The organism is Streptomyces sp. NPDC059740, assembly GCF_042733155.1.
Lineage (GTDB): Bacteria > Actinomycetota > Actinomycetes > Streptomycetales > Streptomycetaceae > Streptomyces.
Genome location: NZ_JBHWGP010000001.1, coordinates 179,345 through 196,887, shown reverse-complemented (window position 1 = coordinate 196,887; position 17,543 = coordinate 179,345). Strand labels below are relative to the sequence as shown.

Here is a 17,543-nt window from a genome sequence, read left to right as displayed (position 1 = left end):
CGGCCCGCCCCATGGCCACCGCTGCGAAGAAACCCACCGAACAGGCGGAGCTGTTCAGCGCCTCCACCGCCAAGGAGATCCAGGCGATCCTGTGGAAGGCAGCCGACAAGCTGCGCGGCTCCATCGACGCCGCGCAGTACAAGGAGTTCGTCCTCGGCCTGATCTTCCTGAAGTACGTCTCCGACGCCTTCGACGAGCGCCGCTCCCAGCTCGCCGCGGAACTCGCCGACGACGGCATCACCGAGGACCGGATGGACGACTTCCTGGAGGACCGGGACGAGTACACCGGCGCCCACGTCTTCTGGGTCCCGGAGACCGCGCGGTGGACGTGGATCGCCACCCACGCCAAGAGCCAGGGCGTCGGCAAGCTCCTCGACGACGCGATGGACGCCGTCATGCGCGAGAACGCCTCGCTCACGGGCGTCCTGCCGAAGATCTTCAACCGCGACAACGTCGACCAGAAGCGCCTCGGCGAACTCGTCGACCTCATCAGCGACGCCCGCTTCGGCGGCAGCGGCGACAAGCCGGCGCAGGACGTGCTGGGCGAGGTGTACGAGTACTTCCTCGGCAACTTCGCGCGGGCCGAGGGCAAGCGGGGCGGCGAGTTCTATACCCCGCAGTCCGTCGTCCGACTGATCGTGGAGATCCTGGAGCCGTACGAGGGGCGCGTGTACGACCCCGCGTGCGGCTCGGGCGGCATGTTCGTCCAGGCAGCCAAGTTCATCGAGGCGCACGCCGGGCGCGCCCACAAGGCCGACATCTCGGTCTTCGGCCAGGAGCTCAACGAGCGCACCTGGCGCCTGGGCAAGATGAACCTCGCCATCCACGGCATCGACGGCAACCTCGCCCCCCGCTGGGGCGACACCTTCGCCGACGACAAGCACCCCGACCTCAAGGCCGACTTCGTCATGGCCAACCCGCCGTTCAACATCAAGGACTGGGCGCGGGACGAGGGCGACCCGAGGTGGCGGTACGGGGTGCCGCCGAAGAGCAACGCCAACTACGCCTGGCTCCAGCACATGATCTCCAAGCTGGGCGAGCGAGGCACCGCCGGCATCGTCCTGGCCAACGGGTCGATGAGTTCGCAGCAGGGCGGTGAGGGCGAGATCCGGCAGGCGTTGATCGAGGCTGACCTGGTGGCCTGCATGGTCGCGATGCCGTCCCAGCTGTTCCGCACGACGCAGATCCCGGCGTGCCTGTGGTTCCTGGCCAAGGACAAGACCCCGCAGGGTGCGAAGCGCCTGGACGACCGACGCGGGGAGATCCTGTTCATCGACGCCCGGAACATGGGCGAGATGGTGGACCGGACGGAGCGGGTACTGACGGAAGCCGACCTCGCGAAGATCGTCGGCGTCTATCACGCGTGGCGGGGAACGGCGTCGGCTCGTGAGGCGGGGCTGACGTACGCGGATGAGGCCGGGTTCTGCTTCTCGGCCGACCTCGCGACGGTCCGGGAGCACGGGTATGTGCTGACGCCGGGGCGGTACGTGGGGGCCGTTGAGGCAGAGGAGGAGAGCGCGGAGGCTGTGGGGGAGCGAATCGCTGCGCTCACGGAGGAGTTGTACGGATTGTTCGACAGGTCGGCGGAGTTGGAGACCGTGGTTCGGGAACAGTTGGGAAGGCTGGCATGAGGCATTATCCGCACCGAATGCTGTCTGACCTATGCGACACCTCGCGGGGTATTACCTATGGGATCGTAAAGGTCGGCGAATTTGTTCCCAATGGTGTTCCCGTCATCCGAGGTGGAGACATCCGAAACAATCGGATCGAATTCGACGATGCCAAGCGCGTAACTCCAGAGGTTAGTCAACAGTTCAGTCGAACAGTGCTGCAGGGGGGAGAGGTTATCATCAACCTGATCGCTGAACCTGGACACTGTGCAGTGGTGTCGCGAGAGTTCAGCGGGTTCAATGTATCTCGTGATGTCGCGGTCATTCCGCTCGGGCGTGAGGTAAACCACGGATTCGTTAACTGGTTCCTTAAGTCGCCTCAAGCGATCGATTGGCTCACGTCGCGCATGAGTGGGAGCGTTACGCAGAAAATTAATCTGCGGGACCTTAAGGATCTCCCAATTCCAACGCCGCCCCCGTTGATCCAGGATGCCGTCGCGTCCATCCTCGGGGCGCTGGACGACAAGATCGCCGTCAACGAGCGCATCGCGGCCACGGTAGACGAGCTGGCTGGCTTGCTTTTCCGGGGATGTGTTGGCCTCGCTCCTCGCGTGATCACTGACGTCGCCAGCATTACAATGGGGCAGTCGCCCCCTGGTGAAACTTACAACGAGACGGGGGATGGACTTCCCTTTTATCAGGGCACCAAGGATTTCGGCATGCGCTATCCGAGGCGCAGGGTGTGGTGCAGTGCAGTCACACGCTTCGCTTATGAAAACGACGTACTCGTGAGCGTCCGGGCTCCTGTTGGGAAAATCAATGTGGCTGTAGAAGGGTGCGGGATCGGGCGCGGCGTTGCCGCGGTGCGATCACCTCGCTATCCCCACGTGATGCTTCATGCGCTGTCGTCCGATAAATCCGTATGGCGTCCCTATGAAGCGGAGGGGACGGTCTTTGGAGCCATCAACAAGAAGCAATTCTCGCAGCTAGAGGTGAGTTGGCCGAGCGAGTTGTACATCGATGGCCTTGAGTCGCAGCTCAGGGCCCTAGATGATCGGCTCCGCCAGACGGCAGAGGAATCCTGCACCCTAGCCGCCCTCCGCGACACCCTCCTCCCCCAGCTCATGTCCGGCCGCCTTCGCGTCAAAGACGCCGAGAAGATTGTCGAGGACCACACATGACGCACGACGACGAGAGCGAAAGCAGCAGCCGCCACAACCACCGCCCCCTGGAAGCCGACTGGGAACTGCTCGCCCTTGAGGAGCTCGCCGATCTGGCCTGGCTCCCCGCCTCCGGCAACGAGTTCGCCCCCGGCTCCGGGCACCGCAAGTCCTGGGAGGACCTGATCCTCTACCCCGACCTCCGGGAGGCGATCGAGCGGCTCAACCCCCAGCTGCCCCCGGACGCCGTCCGCGACGTGATCGCCGCCGCGGCGACCCCGGAGTCGCAGGACACGTACGAGGAGAACCGCACCGCCCACGGATACCTGACCACCGGCATCCGCTCCGTCGTCCACACCGACGCATTCGGTGCCGAGCACAACCCGACCGTCCGCCTCGTCGACCTGGCCGACCCGGACGGGAACACGTATCGCGCGCTGAACCAGGTCACCGTCGTCGACGGCGAGAAGCGACGCCGCTTCGACATCGTCCTGTACGTCAACGGACTCCCCCTCGCCGTACTGGAATTGAAGCGCGCCGGCGACGAGTACGCCACGCTCCAGGACGCGCACTCCCAGGTCGCCCGGTACGTGAAGGAGTTCCCGACCGCCTTCCGCTACAACGCGGTGGTGCTGCTCTCCGACGGGGTGACGGCGAAGTACGGCACGCCCTTCACCCCGTACGAGCACTTCGCGCCGTGGAACACGGACGAGACCGGGGCACGCGTCACCCCGTTCGCCGTGGACGACGAGGAGGTGGCTGACTCGGGCCAGAACCTGGCGCTGCACGGCCTGTTCAACCAGTCCCGCTTCCTCTCCCTCTGCCGCTCCTTCATCAACTTCGTCCCGTCCAAGCGGATGAAGCGCATCGCCAAGCCGCACCAGTACTTCGCGGTGACCCGTGCCGCGGAGAAGGTGCGCGAAGCGGCGGCCGGAGACGGGAAGGCCGGAGTCGTCTGGCACACGCAGGGCTCGGGCAAGTCCGAGGAGATGGTGCTGACCACGGCGATGGTCATGGGCGACCCGGCCCTGCTGAACCCGACCGTCGTCGTCATCACCGACCGCAACGACCTCGACGACCAGCTGTACTCCACCTTCCTGGAGAGCCAGATCCTCCAGGAGGCCCCTCGCCAGATCCTCACCCGGGCCGATCTGCGCGAAGAACTCGCGGCCAAGCGGACCGGCGGCATCCTCTTCACCACCCTGCAGAAGTTCGGCAGGACCAAGGAGGAGAAGGAGTCGGGGGCCGACCACCCGCTCCTCTCCGACCGGCGCAACATCGTGGTCGTCGTCGACGAGGCCCACCGCAGCCACTACGACAACCTCGACGGCTACGCCCGCCACCTCCGCGACGCCCTCCCGCACGCCACGCTCCTCGCCTTCACCGGAACGCCGATCTCCGAGGCCGACCGCAACACCCGCGAGGTCTTCGGCGGCTACATCGACATCTACGACCTCAAGCGGGCCGCCGACGACGGCGCGACGGTCAAGGTCTTCCACGAGGGCCGCGTCATCAAGCTCGTCCTCGGCAAGGACGTCGACCCGACGAAGATCGACGAGGAGGCCGACCGCATCACCGACGGCCTCGACGACACCGAGCGCCGCCGGGTCGAGCAGGCCGTCGCGACGATGAACGCCATGTACGGCGCGCCGGCCCGTGTCAGGGATCTCGCCGAGGACCTGGTGGCGCACTGGGAGGAGCGGCGCGAGCGGATGCGACCGTTCGTCGGTATCTCCGAGAAGGGTGGGGCGGCCGGCAAGGCGATGGTCGTCTGCGCGACCCGCGAGATCTGCGTCCGGGTCTACGACGCCCTGCGCGAGCTGCGGCCCGAGTGGCACAGCGACGAGCCGTCCAAGGGCGCGATGAAGATCGTCTTCTCGTCGAACTCCCGCAAGGACGAGGACCGCCTGCTCGTCCACGCGCTGCCCGACAGCCAGCGCAAGGCGGTCATCAACCGGGCCAAGGACCCCGACGACGAGCTGGAGCTGCTCATCGTCAACAACATGCTGCTGACCGGCTTCGACGCCCCGCCGGTCCACACCATGTACCTGGACCGTCCGCTCAAGGGCGCCAACCTGATGCAGGCCCTCGCCCGGGTCAACCGCCGCTTCCGCGGCAAGGAGGACGGTCTTCTCGTCGGCTACGCGCCGCTGACGGAGAACCTGCAGAAGGCGATCGCCGAGTACACGGACGCCGACCAGGAGGACCGCACCCTCGGCCAGGACCTCGACCGCGCACTGGACGAGCTGCGCAACGAGTACGACATCCTCAGCGACATCCTGCGCGGCTTCAACTGGCGTGCGCGTCTGGAACAGCCGACCGCCAAGGCGTTCGTCAACGCGGCCGGCAGAGCCGCCGAGTACCTCCGGAACCCGCGCACCCCCGGCAACGACCCGGAGAAGCTCGATGACCCCCGCCAGACCGTCGGCCGACGCTTCCGCGACCACTCTCACCGCCTGGAGCGCTTCTACGCGCTGTCCGCCAGTGCCACGAACATCGGCGAGCGGTTCCCGGACCACCCGACCTGGCGGCGGGACATCCAGTTCTTCGTCGAGGTCCGCGCCTACATGGCCAAGCTCGACGCGGCGGACCGTGAGGCGCGCGGCCTGCCCGTCGCCCGTGACGTCGAGCTGTACCTCGCCCAGCTGACCTCGTCCGTGGTCGAGACCGGCGGAATATCGGACCTATTCGCCGAGGCCGGCCTGGAGATGGCCGACCTCACGCACCTCAACGACGCGCTCGCCGCGAAGCTCCAGGCAAGCGACACCCCCCACCTTGCGGCCGAGGCGCTCCGGCGGCTCATCGAGCAGAAGATGCGCGAGGTCACCCGGCACAACATCGTCCGCCGCACAGCCTTGTCCGACCGCCTGCAGGACCTCATGACCCGGTACACGAGGCAGCAGTACACGAGCGCCGAACTCATCGCCAAACTGGTCGAGATGGCCAAGGAGGTGGTCGAGGACGCCAAGCGGGGCGAGAAGTTCGACCCGCCGCTGAACTGGCGCGAACTGGCCTTCTACGATGCGGTGGCCGACCACGGCACGGCGCAGCAGCTCATGGGCGACGACGTCCTGGCGATCATCGCCCGCGACCTCGTCGCAGAGGTCCAGAAGAAGCTCAAGCCGGACTGGATCGCCCGTGAACCCGTCCGCGCCGGCCTCCGCAGCGCCATCAAGCGCCTGCTGGCCCGGCACAACTACCCGCCGGACCGGCGCCTGGAGGCCGTCGACCTGGTCCTGAAGCAGATGGAGCACTTCGCCAACGAGTGGTCCACCACCGGTATGCCGGACAGCTGAGACAGCCCGGCCACGCCGGCGCAAGGGCAGTGCACCTTCAAAGCGCTCGCAAATTCTGTCGGACGTCAGCCATGCACTGTTGTGGGAGGACAAGGGGAGACGATGAGTGATGACCGCAAGACGATAGTTCCGGTGTGGACGCTGGCAACCGGTGAGGTCCGGGTGCCGGGGTTGGCCGCGGGCGAGCCGATGACGGCCGAGCGCCTGACGGAACTGCGAGGAGTGCTGGCCGTCCTGGCCGACGAACCGATCGTCACCCTTGAGGCGCATCCGCTGCCCGCCGAGATCGACCGCGCCAAGGGCCTCCCGCTCGACGCCGCGAGTCCCCTGGCACAGCACCTGTCACAGTTCATCACGCAATCGACGCGTACTTCCCTCACGGCGGCCAGAGCAACCGCTTCCGGCGAGAATCTGTATCGCCTAGTGGTCCCGGCGAAGGTCGCCGCCCAGTTCGGGCGGGGCACCCTTCGCCTGATGGAGCCGAAGGAGGCGGCCGGTCGCTTCTTCGGGGACATCGTGGACACCACCACTGGCAGGATCGCCGCCAAAGCGAGTCTCGTGCCGGTCGGCAAAGCGGCAGCGGCGGGCACGGTCGGCGGGGCCGGGGCGACCGCCGGTGCCGTGGCCGCCGGCGGCACGGTGCTCACCGTGGCCGCTCCGCTCGTGCTCATGGCCGTGGCGGTCGGGGTGAGCGCGCACGCCGACCACAAGCGCCAGCTGGCCATCGAACACATCACGGACCTGCTGGAGCAACTTCAGCAGGACAGACTTGACGACGAGCACAGCGCACTCAACGGCAGCCGTGTCGCCATCGACAAGGCCACGGCCATCCTGCTCGACGAGGGCAGGCTCGGTGTCTCGCTGGGACTCGACTCGGCGGTGCACACCATCGAAACGGCGTTGGGTAAAGCCGGCCTGCGCCTCGCCCGATGGCAGAGCGCGCTCGACAACCTGCCCGAGGGCGAGGCCGTCGAACTCGACACGCTGACCAAGTCGTTCCCCGGCGTCGACGACCACGGTGGCACGTTCCGCGCCCACCTCGAACTCGCCTCGCTGGCCATCGCGCTGATGCGGCGGGTCGTCATCCTCCAGGCAGTCGAAAGCGCCCAGAGCGACCCCGACAATCCGTTCAAGCACTTCACCCGCGCACTCAAGCGCAACCAGCAGCGCCTCGACGAAATGGAGTCGAGCATCGCCTGTGTCCTGGTGCGCCTGTCGGCGCTGGAACTGGCAGGCCCCAGCGGTTTGCTCCCCGTCATCACGACGAGTGAAGTCAACCGCCTGATGCGCGCGGCATACCGGATTCGCCGCCTGGGCGACGGCATCACGGTCAACAGCCGGACGACGGACCTGGCGATCGAGATCGCCCGCAACAAGGACGGCTCGGTGGTCGTGTTCCCCGCGCTGCCCGCGTAGGTCTAGACGCGCTCGCACCGTCCGCGTTCGCGCTGCGGGCGGTGGTGTGGCCCAGCCGCCTGTGCGACTGGCAAAGGAGCGGTCAGCCGTACTGCACGGCCGGGTCCCTGGCCGCCGCGACCCCTTGGATACTCGCGCGTCGAGCGTGCGTGAGCGATGCGTGAGCGGACGGGGCGGCATGGGATGGATCGGATAGCACACGGATCCAGAAGTGCAGGCCGATGAGCTGGGTAAACGGGATGCTGTGACATCCTCCGGCACCCCCCGTCACGATCTTGCACCCCCTCGTAATGCGTAGGTCAAGGGTTCGATTCCCTTAGGCGGCTCACTTGAAGCCCAGGTCACACTCGCTGTGTGACCTGGGCTTTTGTGTCGGTGTGCGACTGGTGTGCCAGGCCGGGTCGGATCGCGGCAAGGGGCCCCGGGGTGCGAGGGGAGCGCCTGGGTGCTGGGTTCCCAGTGCAGTCGCACCTGGCGGTCAGGTGGCTGGTCCGGGGATGAGGTGGTCGAGGGGCCACCGGCTTGCCTCCGGAGAGGCCGGCGGACCGGGACGTGAAGGCGGGGATGACGAACGGGATTCCGTGCCCGCCTTTCGGGTGCGGACGTACCACCGGGTGCTCGGTGGTGTGTCATGCGACCCGGGCGGGGCCGAAACCATAAAGGGACCTGAGAACTCCTTACAGCTTTCTGGGAATTCCCTTTTCCGGCCATCGTGCAGTGGATCTTGGCAAGTAGCTTTCAGCGACATGACGACTTCCCCCCTTCGCCGCCGTCACTTCGTCCGCCTCGCGACCGCTGCCTCCGGTGTTGCCGCTCTCGGCGGGAGCCATCTCCTGGAGGCGTCAGCGGCATCGGCTGCCGAGTCCGCCCCCGGTTCGGGGCGCCAGGAAGAGAGGGACCAGGTGTTCGTGCACGGGGTCGCTTCCGGAGATGCGCTGCCCGACCGCGTGGTCATATGGACCCGGGTCACCCCCACCCCGGGATGCCTGCCGGGACAGAACCGGGGGCCCGCGACGGACGTGCGGTGGGAGATGTCCGAGGACCCCGGCTTCAGCAGCACCGTGCGCACGGGGACGGTGCGCACCGACGCCGGGCGGGATCACACGGTCCGGGTGGACGTGAGCGGGCTGCGTCCGGGGTGCACGTACCACTACCGCTTTCACGTGGGGAGCCACGTCTCCCCGGCCGGTCGCACCCGGACCGCGCCCGCGGCGGACTCCATGGCCGGTGTGCGGTTCGGCGTGGTCTCCTGTGCCAGCTACCGCCGTGGGTACTTTGCCGCCTACCGCCACCTCGCCGACCGTCGCGACCTGGACGCGGTCGTCCACCTCGGTGACTACATATACGAGCAGGCGCCGCAGGACACGGACGTACGCGTCTCGGATCCAGCGCGCGAATGCGTCACGCTGGCCGACTACCGGGCACGGTACGGTCAGAGCCGTACCGACCCCGACCTGCAAGCCCTCCATGCCGCGGCGCCGTTCATCGCCACCTGGGACGACCACGAGGTGTGCGGCAACTCGTGGTCCGGCGGAGCGGGCGATCACGACCCCGCCACGGAGGGCCCCTGGGCCGAGCGGGTGGCCGCGGCCAAGCAGGCGTACTTCGAGTGGCTTCCGATACGCCCGGCGCTGGCCGGCTCGACACAGAGGCGGCTGCACTTCGGCAGGCTCCTCGACCTGACCATGCTGGATCTGCGCAGCTTCCGGTCGGAGCAGGTCGAGCCGACGGACACCGCCGGCATCAGCGACCCGTCCCGGACGCTGCTCGGGCGCTCCCAGATGGCCTGGCTCAAGCAGGGGCTCGTGCAGGGCGGCGCCGCCTGGCATCTGATCGGCAGCTCCGTCGTCGCCGCGCCCCTGCTCATGCCCACCGGTCAGTCCGATCCCGTCGCCGTGGCCAACACGGACGGATGGGACGGGTACCAGGCCGAACAGCGTGAACTCTTCGCGCATCTGCGCGACCACGGTGTGCGGGGCACGGTGATGCTGAGCGGGGACGTGCACTCCTCGTGGGCCGGACAGGTGCCGGCCTCCGGGGGCGGAGCCCCCCTCGCCACGCAGTTCACCGTCTCCTCCGTCACCAGCCCGACACTGGGCAGCTTCGACGAGGGGCTGACGGCCGACGCCGTCCTCGCCGTGAACCCACACCTGTCGTGGGGCGATGTCTCGGCGAACGGCTGCTCAGTCATCGACGTCACCGCCGAGCGGGTGCAGTGCGACTGGTACAAGACGGCCGACCGGACCAGGCCGGACAGCCCCGTCACCCCTCTCAAGTCCTTCGCGGTGGACGGGAAGTCCGGTCGGCTGACGGCCGTCGGCACGCCGGTGTGAGCCGACGGCCGGGTGCCGTTGGACGACGCGAGCGCATGGGGCCGGTGGGGGAGCGCCGGCTGAGGGCGCCCTGCGCCTGACGGCCGTGCCGTCCGCAGGCGTGCCGTCTGCGGCCGTGGCGCCCGCGACGATCGGTGCCCACCTGGGCACGTAGCGGCCGGGCTCACCTCGGGCGACCCGGTGAGCTTTCTGTGAATCGGACCGCGGAGGCGGCGTCCGCACGCGGATTCGCCGCCTCTGTCCGGTCCTGGCGGCGGCGGTTCTCCGGAAGCTCTCAGAGTCTCTCCGAGAATGGTCAGGCGGGGCTGGCAGCGTCGGCGACTGTTCCGATGAGCCTTGTCCTGACGGGAGTCCTTGCTGTGGCCGCGTTCCTTTCCAGGCTGGGCCGGTTCTCCTTCCGGAGGCGCTGGCCGGTCGCGTTGCTGTGGGTGGTGCTGCTCGTGGGCGCGGCCGTACTGGCGGGGAAGGCTCCCCCCGCACCGCCCAACGACTTCTCGATGCCGGGCACGGAGGCGCAGCAGGCGTACGACCTGCTGGGCAGGAGCTTTCCCGAGCTGAACGCCGACGGGGCGACGGCGCGGGTGGTCTTCCGGGCCGAGGACGGAAAGGTCACCGACTCCGCGACGAAGAAGGCCGTCCAGGAGACCGTCCGGAAGCTCGGGAACGACCCGCAGGTCAGCCGCGTCGTCGACCCGTACACCGCCCGGTCGGTGAGCGAGGACGGCTCCACCGCCTACGCACAGGTCTCCTACGAGGTGCCCGCCTCGAAGCTGGCGGAGAGCTCGCGTGAGGCCTTGCAGGACACCGTCGAGGCGGCGGGCTCGCCGGAGCTGACCGTCGAGGTCGGTGGTAACGCCGTGGAAGCGGTGGGCGGTGGGCATTCCTCCGAGGCCATGGGCCTCGCGGTGGCGGCGGTGGTGCTCGTCCTGACCTTCGGTTCGCTGCTCGCGGCCGGGCTTCCGCTGCTCACCGCCATCCTCGGCGTGGGCCTGGGCGGCATGGCGATCAAGGTGCTCGCGGAGCCGCTGGGGCTCGCCTCGACCACCAGCGGTCTCGCCACCATGATCGGCCTGGCCGTCGGCATCGACTACGCCCTGTTCGTGGTCTCCCGCTACCGCGCGGAACTCGCCCGGGGCCGCAGCCGCGAGGAGGCGGCCGGGCACGCGGTCGGCACCTCCGGATCAGCGGTGGTGTTCGCCGGGCTGACCGTGGTCATCGCACTGGCCGGACTGTGCGTCGTCGGCATCCCGCTGCTGACGCAGATGGGCCTGGCCGCGGCCGGCACGGTCGTCATCGCGATGCTCGTCGCCGTCACCCTGATCCCCGCGCTGCTCGGCATCTGCGGACGCCGCATCGGCCCGCCCCGGCCCCGGCGCCGCGGTGCCGAGGGCCTGAAGCCCGTCATGGGCGTGCGCTGGGCCCGGTTCGTCGTCCGGCGGCCGGTCGCCGTCCTCCTCGCCGCAGTCGCCCTGCTCGCGGTGATCGCCGTGCCCGCGGCGTCCCTGGAGATGGGTCTGCCCGGCGACGAGTCCAAGCCCGCCTCGACGACGCAGCGGCAGGCGTACGACCTGGTCGCCGAGGGCTTCGGCCCCGGTTACAACGGACCGCTGAGCGTGGTCGTCCAGGCCGACGACGGCGGCAGCGCCAAGGGGGCCGCGGAGGACGTCGCCCGGGAGATCGACGGCAGGAAGGACGTGGCCGCCGTCGCACCGCCGAGGCTCAGCGCGTCGGGTGACACCGCCGTCCTCAACGTCGTCCCGGAAACCGCGCCCGCGAGCACCGAGACGGCCGGCCTCGTCCATGCGCTGCGCGCCCCGGAACTCGCCGGTGAGAACCACGCGCACGTCCTGGTCGCCGGGCAGACGGCGATGAACGTGGACGTCTCGCAGAAGCTGTCCGACGCCCTGCTCCCGTACCTCGCCCTCGTGGTCGGCCTGGCGTTCCTGCTGCTCATCGCCGTCTTCCGTTCGCTGCTCGTCCCGCTCAAGGCGGCCCTGGGCTTCCTGCTCTCCGTCCTCGCCGGTCTGGGCGCGGTGGTCGCGGTCTTCCAGTGGGGCTGGTTGTCCTCTCTCTTCGGGATCGCAGAGCCCGGACCGGTGATGTCGATGATGCCGATCTTCATGGTGGGTGTCGTCTTCGGTCTCGCCATGGACTACGAGGTGTTCCTCGTGACGCGGATGCGTGAGGCGTACGTGCACGGCCAGTCGCCGAAGGACTCCGTGGTCAACGGGTTCGAGCACAGTGGGCGGGTGGTGAGCGCCGCCGCGGTGATCATGGTCTCGGTGTTCGCCGCGTTCATGGGCTCCGACGAGCAGATGATCAAAACGATCGGCTTCGGGCTCGCAGCCGCCGTCCTCTTCGACGCGTTCGTCGTCCGCATGGCGCTCGTCCCGGCCGTCCTGGCCCTGCTCGGCCGACGCGCCTGGCACCTGCCCCGGTGGTTGGACCGCCTGGTGCCCGACCTGGACGTCGAGGGCGAGCGGCTCGCACGAGAGAACGGTGGCGAGACGGACGCGTGGCAGGTCACCGTCTCGGCAGCGACCGGGCCAGGCCGGGACGGCCCCGGTCCGGACGGCCCCGGCCACGGCGTGGCCGTCGAGACGTCGAGCAGCGGCGGGGGCCGGGACTCCGGTACCTGACACCCGCCTTCGGCAGGGCCCGTGCCGACGTCCGTGCCGGGCCCGTAACAGCTTCGGTGCCGGCACCCGTACCGGCGTCCTTGTTCCTGGTCGGCGGCCCCTGGCGCCGCCACCGCCCCACCGCGCCATCCCCCCGCAGGGAGCCTGCCCATGTCCTCCACCTCGCCCCGCCCCGCGCCCCCCGGATCGCCGTGGCGCCACGCCCTCGAAGGCGCCTTCGCCGTCGGGGCCGCCGTCACCGCCATGGCCGCCGCCGCGTGGGCGGCGCTCGCCCTGCTCGGCGCCGGGGCGATCGCACCCCTCTCCCGCCTCGTGCCCTTGCTGGTGAGCGCCGCCGCCGGCGGTGATGTCACCGTGGAGTCGGACCCTTCCTCCGGGGCCGGCGCGGACGGGGGCGGCGGGCTGTTCGGCGGGGCGGGCGGAGGCGGCATGACCCTCGGTCTGCGGGGTCACCTCGCGGTGACCCCGCTGGCCCTCACCTTCCTGGGCGCGGCCGTCCTGGCGCTTCTCTTCTTCCGCCCGCTCAGGAGGCGGCAGCGGCCGACCCCCGGGATGCTGTGGGCGCGGTGCGCCGGGGCCCTGGGGGCCACGTCGGTCATCCTTCCGGCTCTTGCCGCCATGGCCCAGGGCACAGCCCGGCTCCCCGGGAGCCTGACGGACCGCTTCACGGGGGGCGCGGGGGCCGGGGCGCTCGGCAGGCTGGGCATGGGCGGTGGCGGAGGACTCAGCAAGGGGCTTTCCTCGGCGCTGTTCAGGTCCGACCCCGGGACGACCCTCTTCCTGGGGCTGCTGGGGGTCGGCGCCGTACTCGCCATCGGCTGCCTCGCGGCGCGCCGTACGACGTTGCCGCAGCCGGTGGCGCTGGGCCGCCCGCGGCTGAAGTGGAACGCCGTCACCTCCACCCTCGTGGGGACCGCCGCCGTGCTGTGCTGCGCGGCCTTCGCCGTCGCGCTGCTGGCCGGCGCCGCGGCCCTGACCGGCCGTGCGCAGGCGGCCCAGGCGGCGGGCCTGCTGCTGCTGGCCGGTCCGAACCTGATAGCCGTGCTGTGCACCGCGGGGCTCGGCACCTCCTGGGAGGCCGGCCTGCACCGCCTCCAGGCCGAAGGGGGCGGGATGGCCGGTATGCTCGGCGGCGCCCAGGGCGGAGCAGGTGGTGCCCACGGCAAGGACAGGTCCCTGGACCTCAGCGGCTGGTCGGGCGCCGGCGTGCCGTTGTGGCTCGCCTGCATGCTCGTGGCCGTGCTCCTGCTGGTGGCCGCCGGGTACGTCGCCGCAGCCCGCACCCCCGCGCGGACCCCGCGAGAAGAGACGGATGCCGTCCTCGGCCGTCACGTGGAAACCGCGCTGCGGCTGGGCACCGCCGTAGCCGCCACGGTCCTGTTGCTCCCTCTTCTGGCCCGCGGGTCACTGCGGTTCGGCATCACGTTCATGGGCAGCGAGATGGGCGGCCTGGCGGCGGGCCTCGACGGTGCGCCCGGCTTCTCCGCCGTCATCGGATTCGCCCTGGCGGTTCTCGCGGGCTACGGCGGCAGCCGGCTCCGGGAGCGAAGGGCCCGCCGGAGTGGCCCCGCGCCACGGCAGTCCGACGGGGCACGCCGGCGAGGGGACGGTGCCCGCCCAGGCCAGGCAGCCGCAGAGCGGTCAGCACCCCCGTCCCCGTCGGCCTCCTCGCCCGCACCGTCCCCGTCCCGCTCGTCCCGGGGCATGTCCGACTCGTCTCCCGAGACCGTGTGATCTCCTGAGGAGACGCTCCCGGCCTCACACAGGAAAGTGCGACCCCGACCATGGCGGAACCGACATCCCACTCCGGCCCCGGGCCCTTCCGCCCCGGGGCCCGCCCCGACCACCTGCTCGTGGTCGACGACGAACCCACCGTCAGGGAACTGCTGCGGACCGCCCTGCGCTACGCAGGCTTCGAGGTCGACGCAGCCGCCACCGGCCGGCAGGCCCTGGACCTGGCCGCGACGCACACCCCCGACCTCGTCCTTCTCGACGTCATGCTTCCCGACATGGACGGCTTCGAGGTGATCCGCCGCCTGCGGGCCCAGCCGCGCTCACCTCTTGCCGGCCGGGGAGGCGATGTGCCGGTCCTCTTCGTCACCGCGCGCGAGGACCGTGACGACCGGCTGCACGGTCTGCGCCTCGGCGGCGACGACTACGTCACCAAACCCGTCGACCTGGAGGAGCTGATCGCCCGCATCCATGCGGTGCTGCGCCGTACCCGGGGCGAGCAGCCGACCCGGATCGCGGTCGGCGACCTGACGCTCGAACCCGACAGCCACCACGTCACGCGGGCCGGCCGGACCGTACGGCTGTCCCCGACCGAGTTCCGTCTCCTGCACTTCCTCGTCACCAACGCGGAGCGCACCATGACGAAGAACCAGATCCTCCAGAGCGTGTGGGAGTACGACTTCGGCGGCGATCCCAGCATCGTCGACACGTACATCAGCTATCTGCGCCGCAAGGTGGACCCGGGCGAGCCCAAGCTGATCCACACCGTCCGGGGTGTGGGCTACGTGGTCCGCGAACCCCGGCTGTGAAGCGCCCCGTCCTGCGACGGCCCCGGCTGCGGCGGCTGTCGCTCCGCACCCGGCTGCTGTGGCTGTGCACGTGCCTGGTGGCCGTCGGCCTGCTCGGGACGGGCGTGGTCGTCACCACGGCCCTGCGCGGCTATCTCCAGGACCGGGTCGACGACCGGCTCGTCCTCACCAGCCAGATCGCCGCCCGCCTGACCCCACCCGCCCCCACCGACACCCCGCCCGGTGCGCAGGCCCTGGGGATGCTCGGCGACACCACCGTGACGTATCTGGACGTGGACGGCGCCACGCGTAGGGCGTTCGAGGCGAGCCCCGCGCCACCGGACGGCGGTCCCGACCTGCCCCGCCTCGACCGTGAGGCCGTCCTCGCCCGTGGGGGCCGCCCCTTCAGCGTGCCCGCGAAGGACGGCGAGGGCAGTTGGCGGGTCGTCGCCCTCACCCAGCCTGCCGAGGTCTTCCCGCCCGCGCGCTCCGAGGCCCGGGGCAGTGTCGTGATGGCCACCTCCCTCGCGGAGGTCGACCGGACGGCCGCCAAGACCCGCAACCTCTCCCTGACCGTGGGCGCCGCCCTCCTCGCGGCCCTGACCGTCGCGGGCTGGTTCGCCGTCCGCTCCGGTCTGCGCCCCCTGACCCGCATCGAGGAGACCGCTACGGCCATCACCGCCGGCGACTACTCCCACCGGGTCCCCGAACTGGCCGCCCCGCAGACCGAGGTGGGACGCCTGACCACCTGCCTCAACCAGATGCTCGACCGGATCGACACGGCCTTCAGGGCCCGCGCCGAGGCCGAGGCACGCACCCGGCGCTTCTTCGCCGACGCGAGCCACGAACTCCGCACGCCCCTGGTCGGCATCAAGGGTTACACCGACCTCTACCGCATGGGTGCCCTGCCCGCCCGCGACGACGTGGACCGGACCATGACCCGCATCGCGGAGGAGGCCGAACGCCTCACCCGACTCGTCGAGGAGATGTTCCTGCTCGCCCGCCTCGACGAGAAGGCCGGGGACCGCCTTCCCGGCCGGGCGCCGGGCTTCGCCCTCGACCTCGCCCCCATGGACCTGCGCACGCTGGCAGCCGATGCGCTGCGCGACGTGCGGGCCCTGGACGCCACCCGCCCCGTGACCCTGACGGGCCCCGGCGGCGGCAGACCCGCCACCGCCTCCGCCGTCGCCGACGAGGCCCGGCTCCGCCAGGTCGTCACCAACCTCATCGGCAACGCGGTCACCCACACCCCGTCCGGAACCCCGGTCAGGATCGGCGTCGGCAGTGTCGGTGACCGGGCCGTCATCGAGGTCGCCGACCAGGGCCCCGGCCTCACCCGCGCCGAACGGGAGCGGGTCTTCGACCGCTTCTACCGCACCGACGACTCCCGCACCCGCGCCACCGGCGGGTCCGGCCTGGGCCTCGCCATCGCACACGCCCTTGTCACCGCCCACGGCGGGCGCATCACCCTCGACACCACCCCGGGCCAGGGCTGCACCTTCCGCATCGAACTCCCGCCGCCCGACCCGTCACACCGAGGGCCTGAGGACGGGACGGCATGAGGCGAGGCCCTTAGGGGGCCTTGCCATATGCCCGCCCGGGTCGCGTGGTCTGGCACCGCACCTCGCGGCGTTGCCGAAAAGCCCTGGTAGCTCCGCTACGAGGACTCTCCGGCGCCTTGCGATGCACGGCACCAGACCACCCGACCTCATCGGACGCTCATATGGCAAGGACCCCTTACGGGGAGGCCGGTGCGACGCCTGCGGTCGTCAGGGAGGCGCCATCCGCGCACCCGCCAGGCCCCCTTCGCCCCCGCCATCAGGCTCCCGCCGGCCTCCGGGTTCGGCGTCGGCCCTCAGGCCGGTTGGCCGGCGCCCTCATATCAGCCCCGTCCGCAAGGCGTAGGAGACCGCGTGGGCCCGGTTGCGGAGGTTCATGCGCTTCATGAGGCCGTAGAGGACGTACTTGACGGTGCGTTCGGAGTAGGCGAGCTTCTCGGCCACCTCGGAGAGTTCCAGGCCCTCCGCTATCAGGCGCAGGACCTCCACCTCGCGGGGGCTGACCCCGGAGGCGGTCAGGCCGCGGGGGGTGAGGACCTCGCGGTGGGTCCACTGGACCTGTCGCATCAGGGTGCCCTGGAGGGTGGGGGGGAAGCTGCCGCCGCCACGTGCGACGGCCAGCAGGGCCTGGGAGAAGGCGGCTGCGGTGAAGCTGTCGCGCCACAGCACGGCGCGGACCCCGTGGTCGACCGCGGCGAAGATGTCCGCCTGCCACTGCCGGCCCACCAGCAGCACGAACCGGGTGCCGGCGGATCCGGAGAGCGAGTCCAGCAGCCCCAGGGTGGAGGCGTCCGCGGTGTCGACCGCGACCACGGTCACGTCCGCGTCCTCCGCCCGGTCCGACGGTGCCTCGGTGAAGCGCCGGTCGTGCTGCAGGTGGCTGGCCAGGCCGGCTCGGGTGAGGACGTCGGGGGCGTGGATGGCCACGGTGACTTGCTGGGTCGACGTGTGGGGCGGCATGCGACCTCCCGCGGATGAGGGAATCGTTCTTCAGCCGGTCAAGACGCTGAT

10 protein-coding genes are annotated in these 17,543 nt (G+C 70.3%); 9 read left to right on the top strand and 1 reads right to left on the bottom strand.

Features of this window, described 5'->3' with window-relative positions:
- The first annotated feature begins 11 nt into the window (after positions 1-11).
- The 9 genes from ACFV3R_RS00580 to ACFV3R_RS00540 all read left to right on the top strand — a co-directional run bounded on the left by ACFV3R_RS00580 (position 12) and on the right by ACFV3R_RS00540 (position 16,535).
- On the top strand, positions 12-1,631 hold the full coding sequence (locus ACFV3R_RS00580; protein ID WP_385573023.1) for a type I restriction-modification system subunit M: 1,620 nt from the start codon (positions 12-14) through the stop codon (positions 1,629-1,631).
- A gap of 17 nt (positions 1,632-1,648) precedes the next feature.
- Positions 1,649-2,791 (top strand): restriction endonuclease subunit S, encoded by a 1,143-nt coding sequence (locus tag ACFV3R_RS00575; protein WP_385573021.1) that lies wholly within the window; start codon positions 1,649-1,651, stop codon positions 2,789-2,791.
- Positions 2,788-6,066 (top strand): type I restriction endonuclease subunit R, encoded by a 3,279-nt coding sequence (locus ACFV3R_RS00570; protein WP_385573019.1) that lies wholly within the window; start codon positions 2,788-2,790, stop codon positions 6,064-6,066. Before ACFV3R_RS00575 ends, ACFV3R_RS00570 begins: the two co-directional genes overlap by 4 nt.
- 102 nt (positions 6,067-6,168) lie before the next feature.
- On the top strand, positions 6,169-7,482 hold the full coding sequence (locus ACFV3R_RS00565) for a hypothetical protein (protein WP_385573017.1): 1,314 nt from the start codon (positions 6,169-6,171) through the stop codon (positions 7,480-7,482).
- A gap of 746 nt (positions 7,483-8,228) precedes the next feature.
- Positions 8,229-9,815 carry an alkaline phosphatase D family protein gene (locus tag ACFV3R_RS00560; protein ID WP_385573015.1) on the top strand — a complete coding sequence of 529 codons (1,587 nt, stop codon included), beginning with the start codon at positions 8,229-8,231 and terminating at the stop codon, positions 9,813-9,815.
- 359 nt (positions 9,816-10,174) lie between these two features.
- Positions 10,175-12,454: an MMPL family transporter gene (locus tag ACFV3R_RS00555; protein WP_385573014.1), complete on the top strand. Its 2,280-nt coding sequence runs from the start codon at positions 10,175-10,177 to the stop codon at positions 12,452-12,454.
- A 150-nt stretch (positions 12,455-12,604) separates the two neighbouring features.
- Entirely contained in the window at positions 12,605-14,188 is a 1,584-nt protein-coding gene (locus tag ACFV3R_RS00550; protein ID WP_385573012.1) for a streptophobe family protein, read from the top strand.
- 50 nt (positions 14,189-14,238) lie between these two features.
- A complete protein-coding gene (locus ACFV3R_RS00545) occupies positions 14,239-14,994 on the top strand; it encodes a response regulator transcription factor (protein ID WP_385573010.1) in 756 nt (251 codons plus the stop codon).
- Positions 14,991-16,535 carry an ATP-binding protein gene (locus ACFV3R_RS00540; RefSeq protein ID WP_385573008.1) on the top strand — a complete coding sequence of 515 codons (1,545 nt, stop codon included), beginning with the start codon at positions 14,991-14,993 and terminating at the stop codon, positions 16,533-16,535. The genes ACFV3R_RS00545 and ACFV3R_RS00540 overlap by 4 nt, the downstream gene beginning before the upstream one ends.
- A 315-nt stretch (positions 16,536-16,850) precedes the next feature.
- On the opposite strand, the gene ACFV3R_RS00535 is transcribed toward ACFV3R_RS00540, so the two are convergent.
- Positions 16,851-17,492 (bottom strand): LuxR C-terminal-related transcriptional regulator, encoded by a 642-nt coding sequence (locus ACFV3R_RS00535; protein WP_385573006.1) that lies wholly within the window; start codon positions 17,490-17,492, stop codon positions 16,851-16,853.
- Positions 17,493-17,543: the final 51 nt, after the last annotated feature.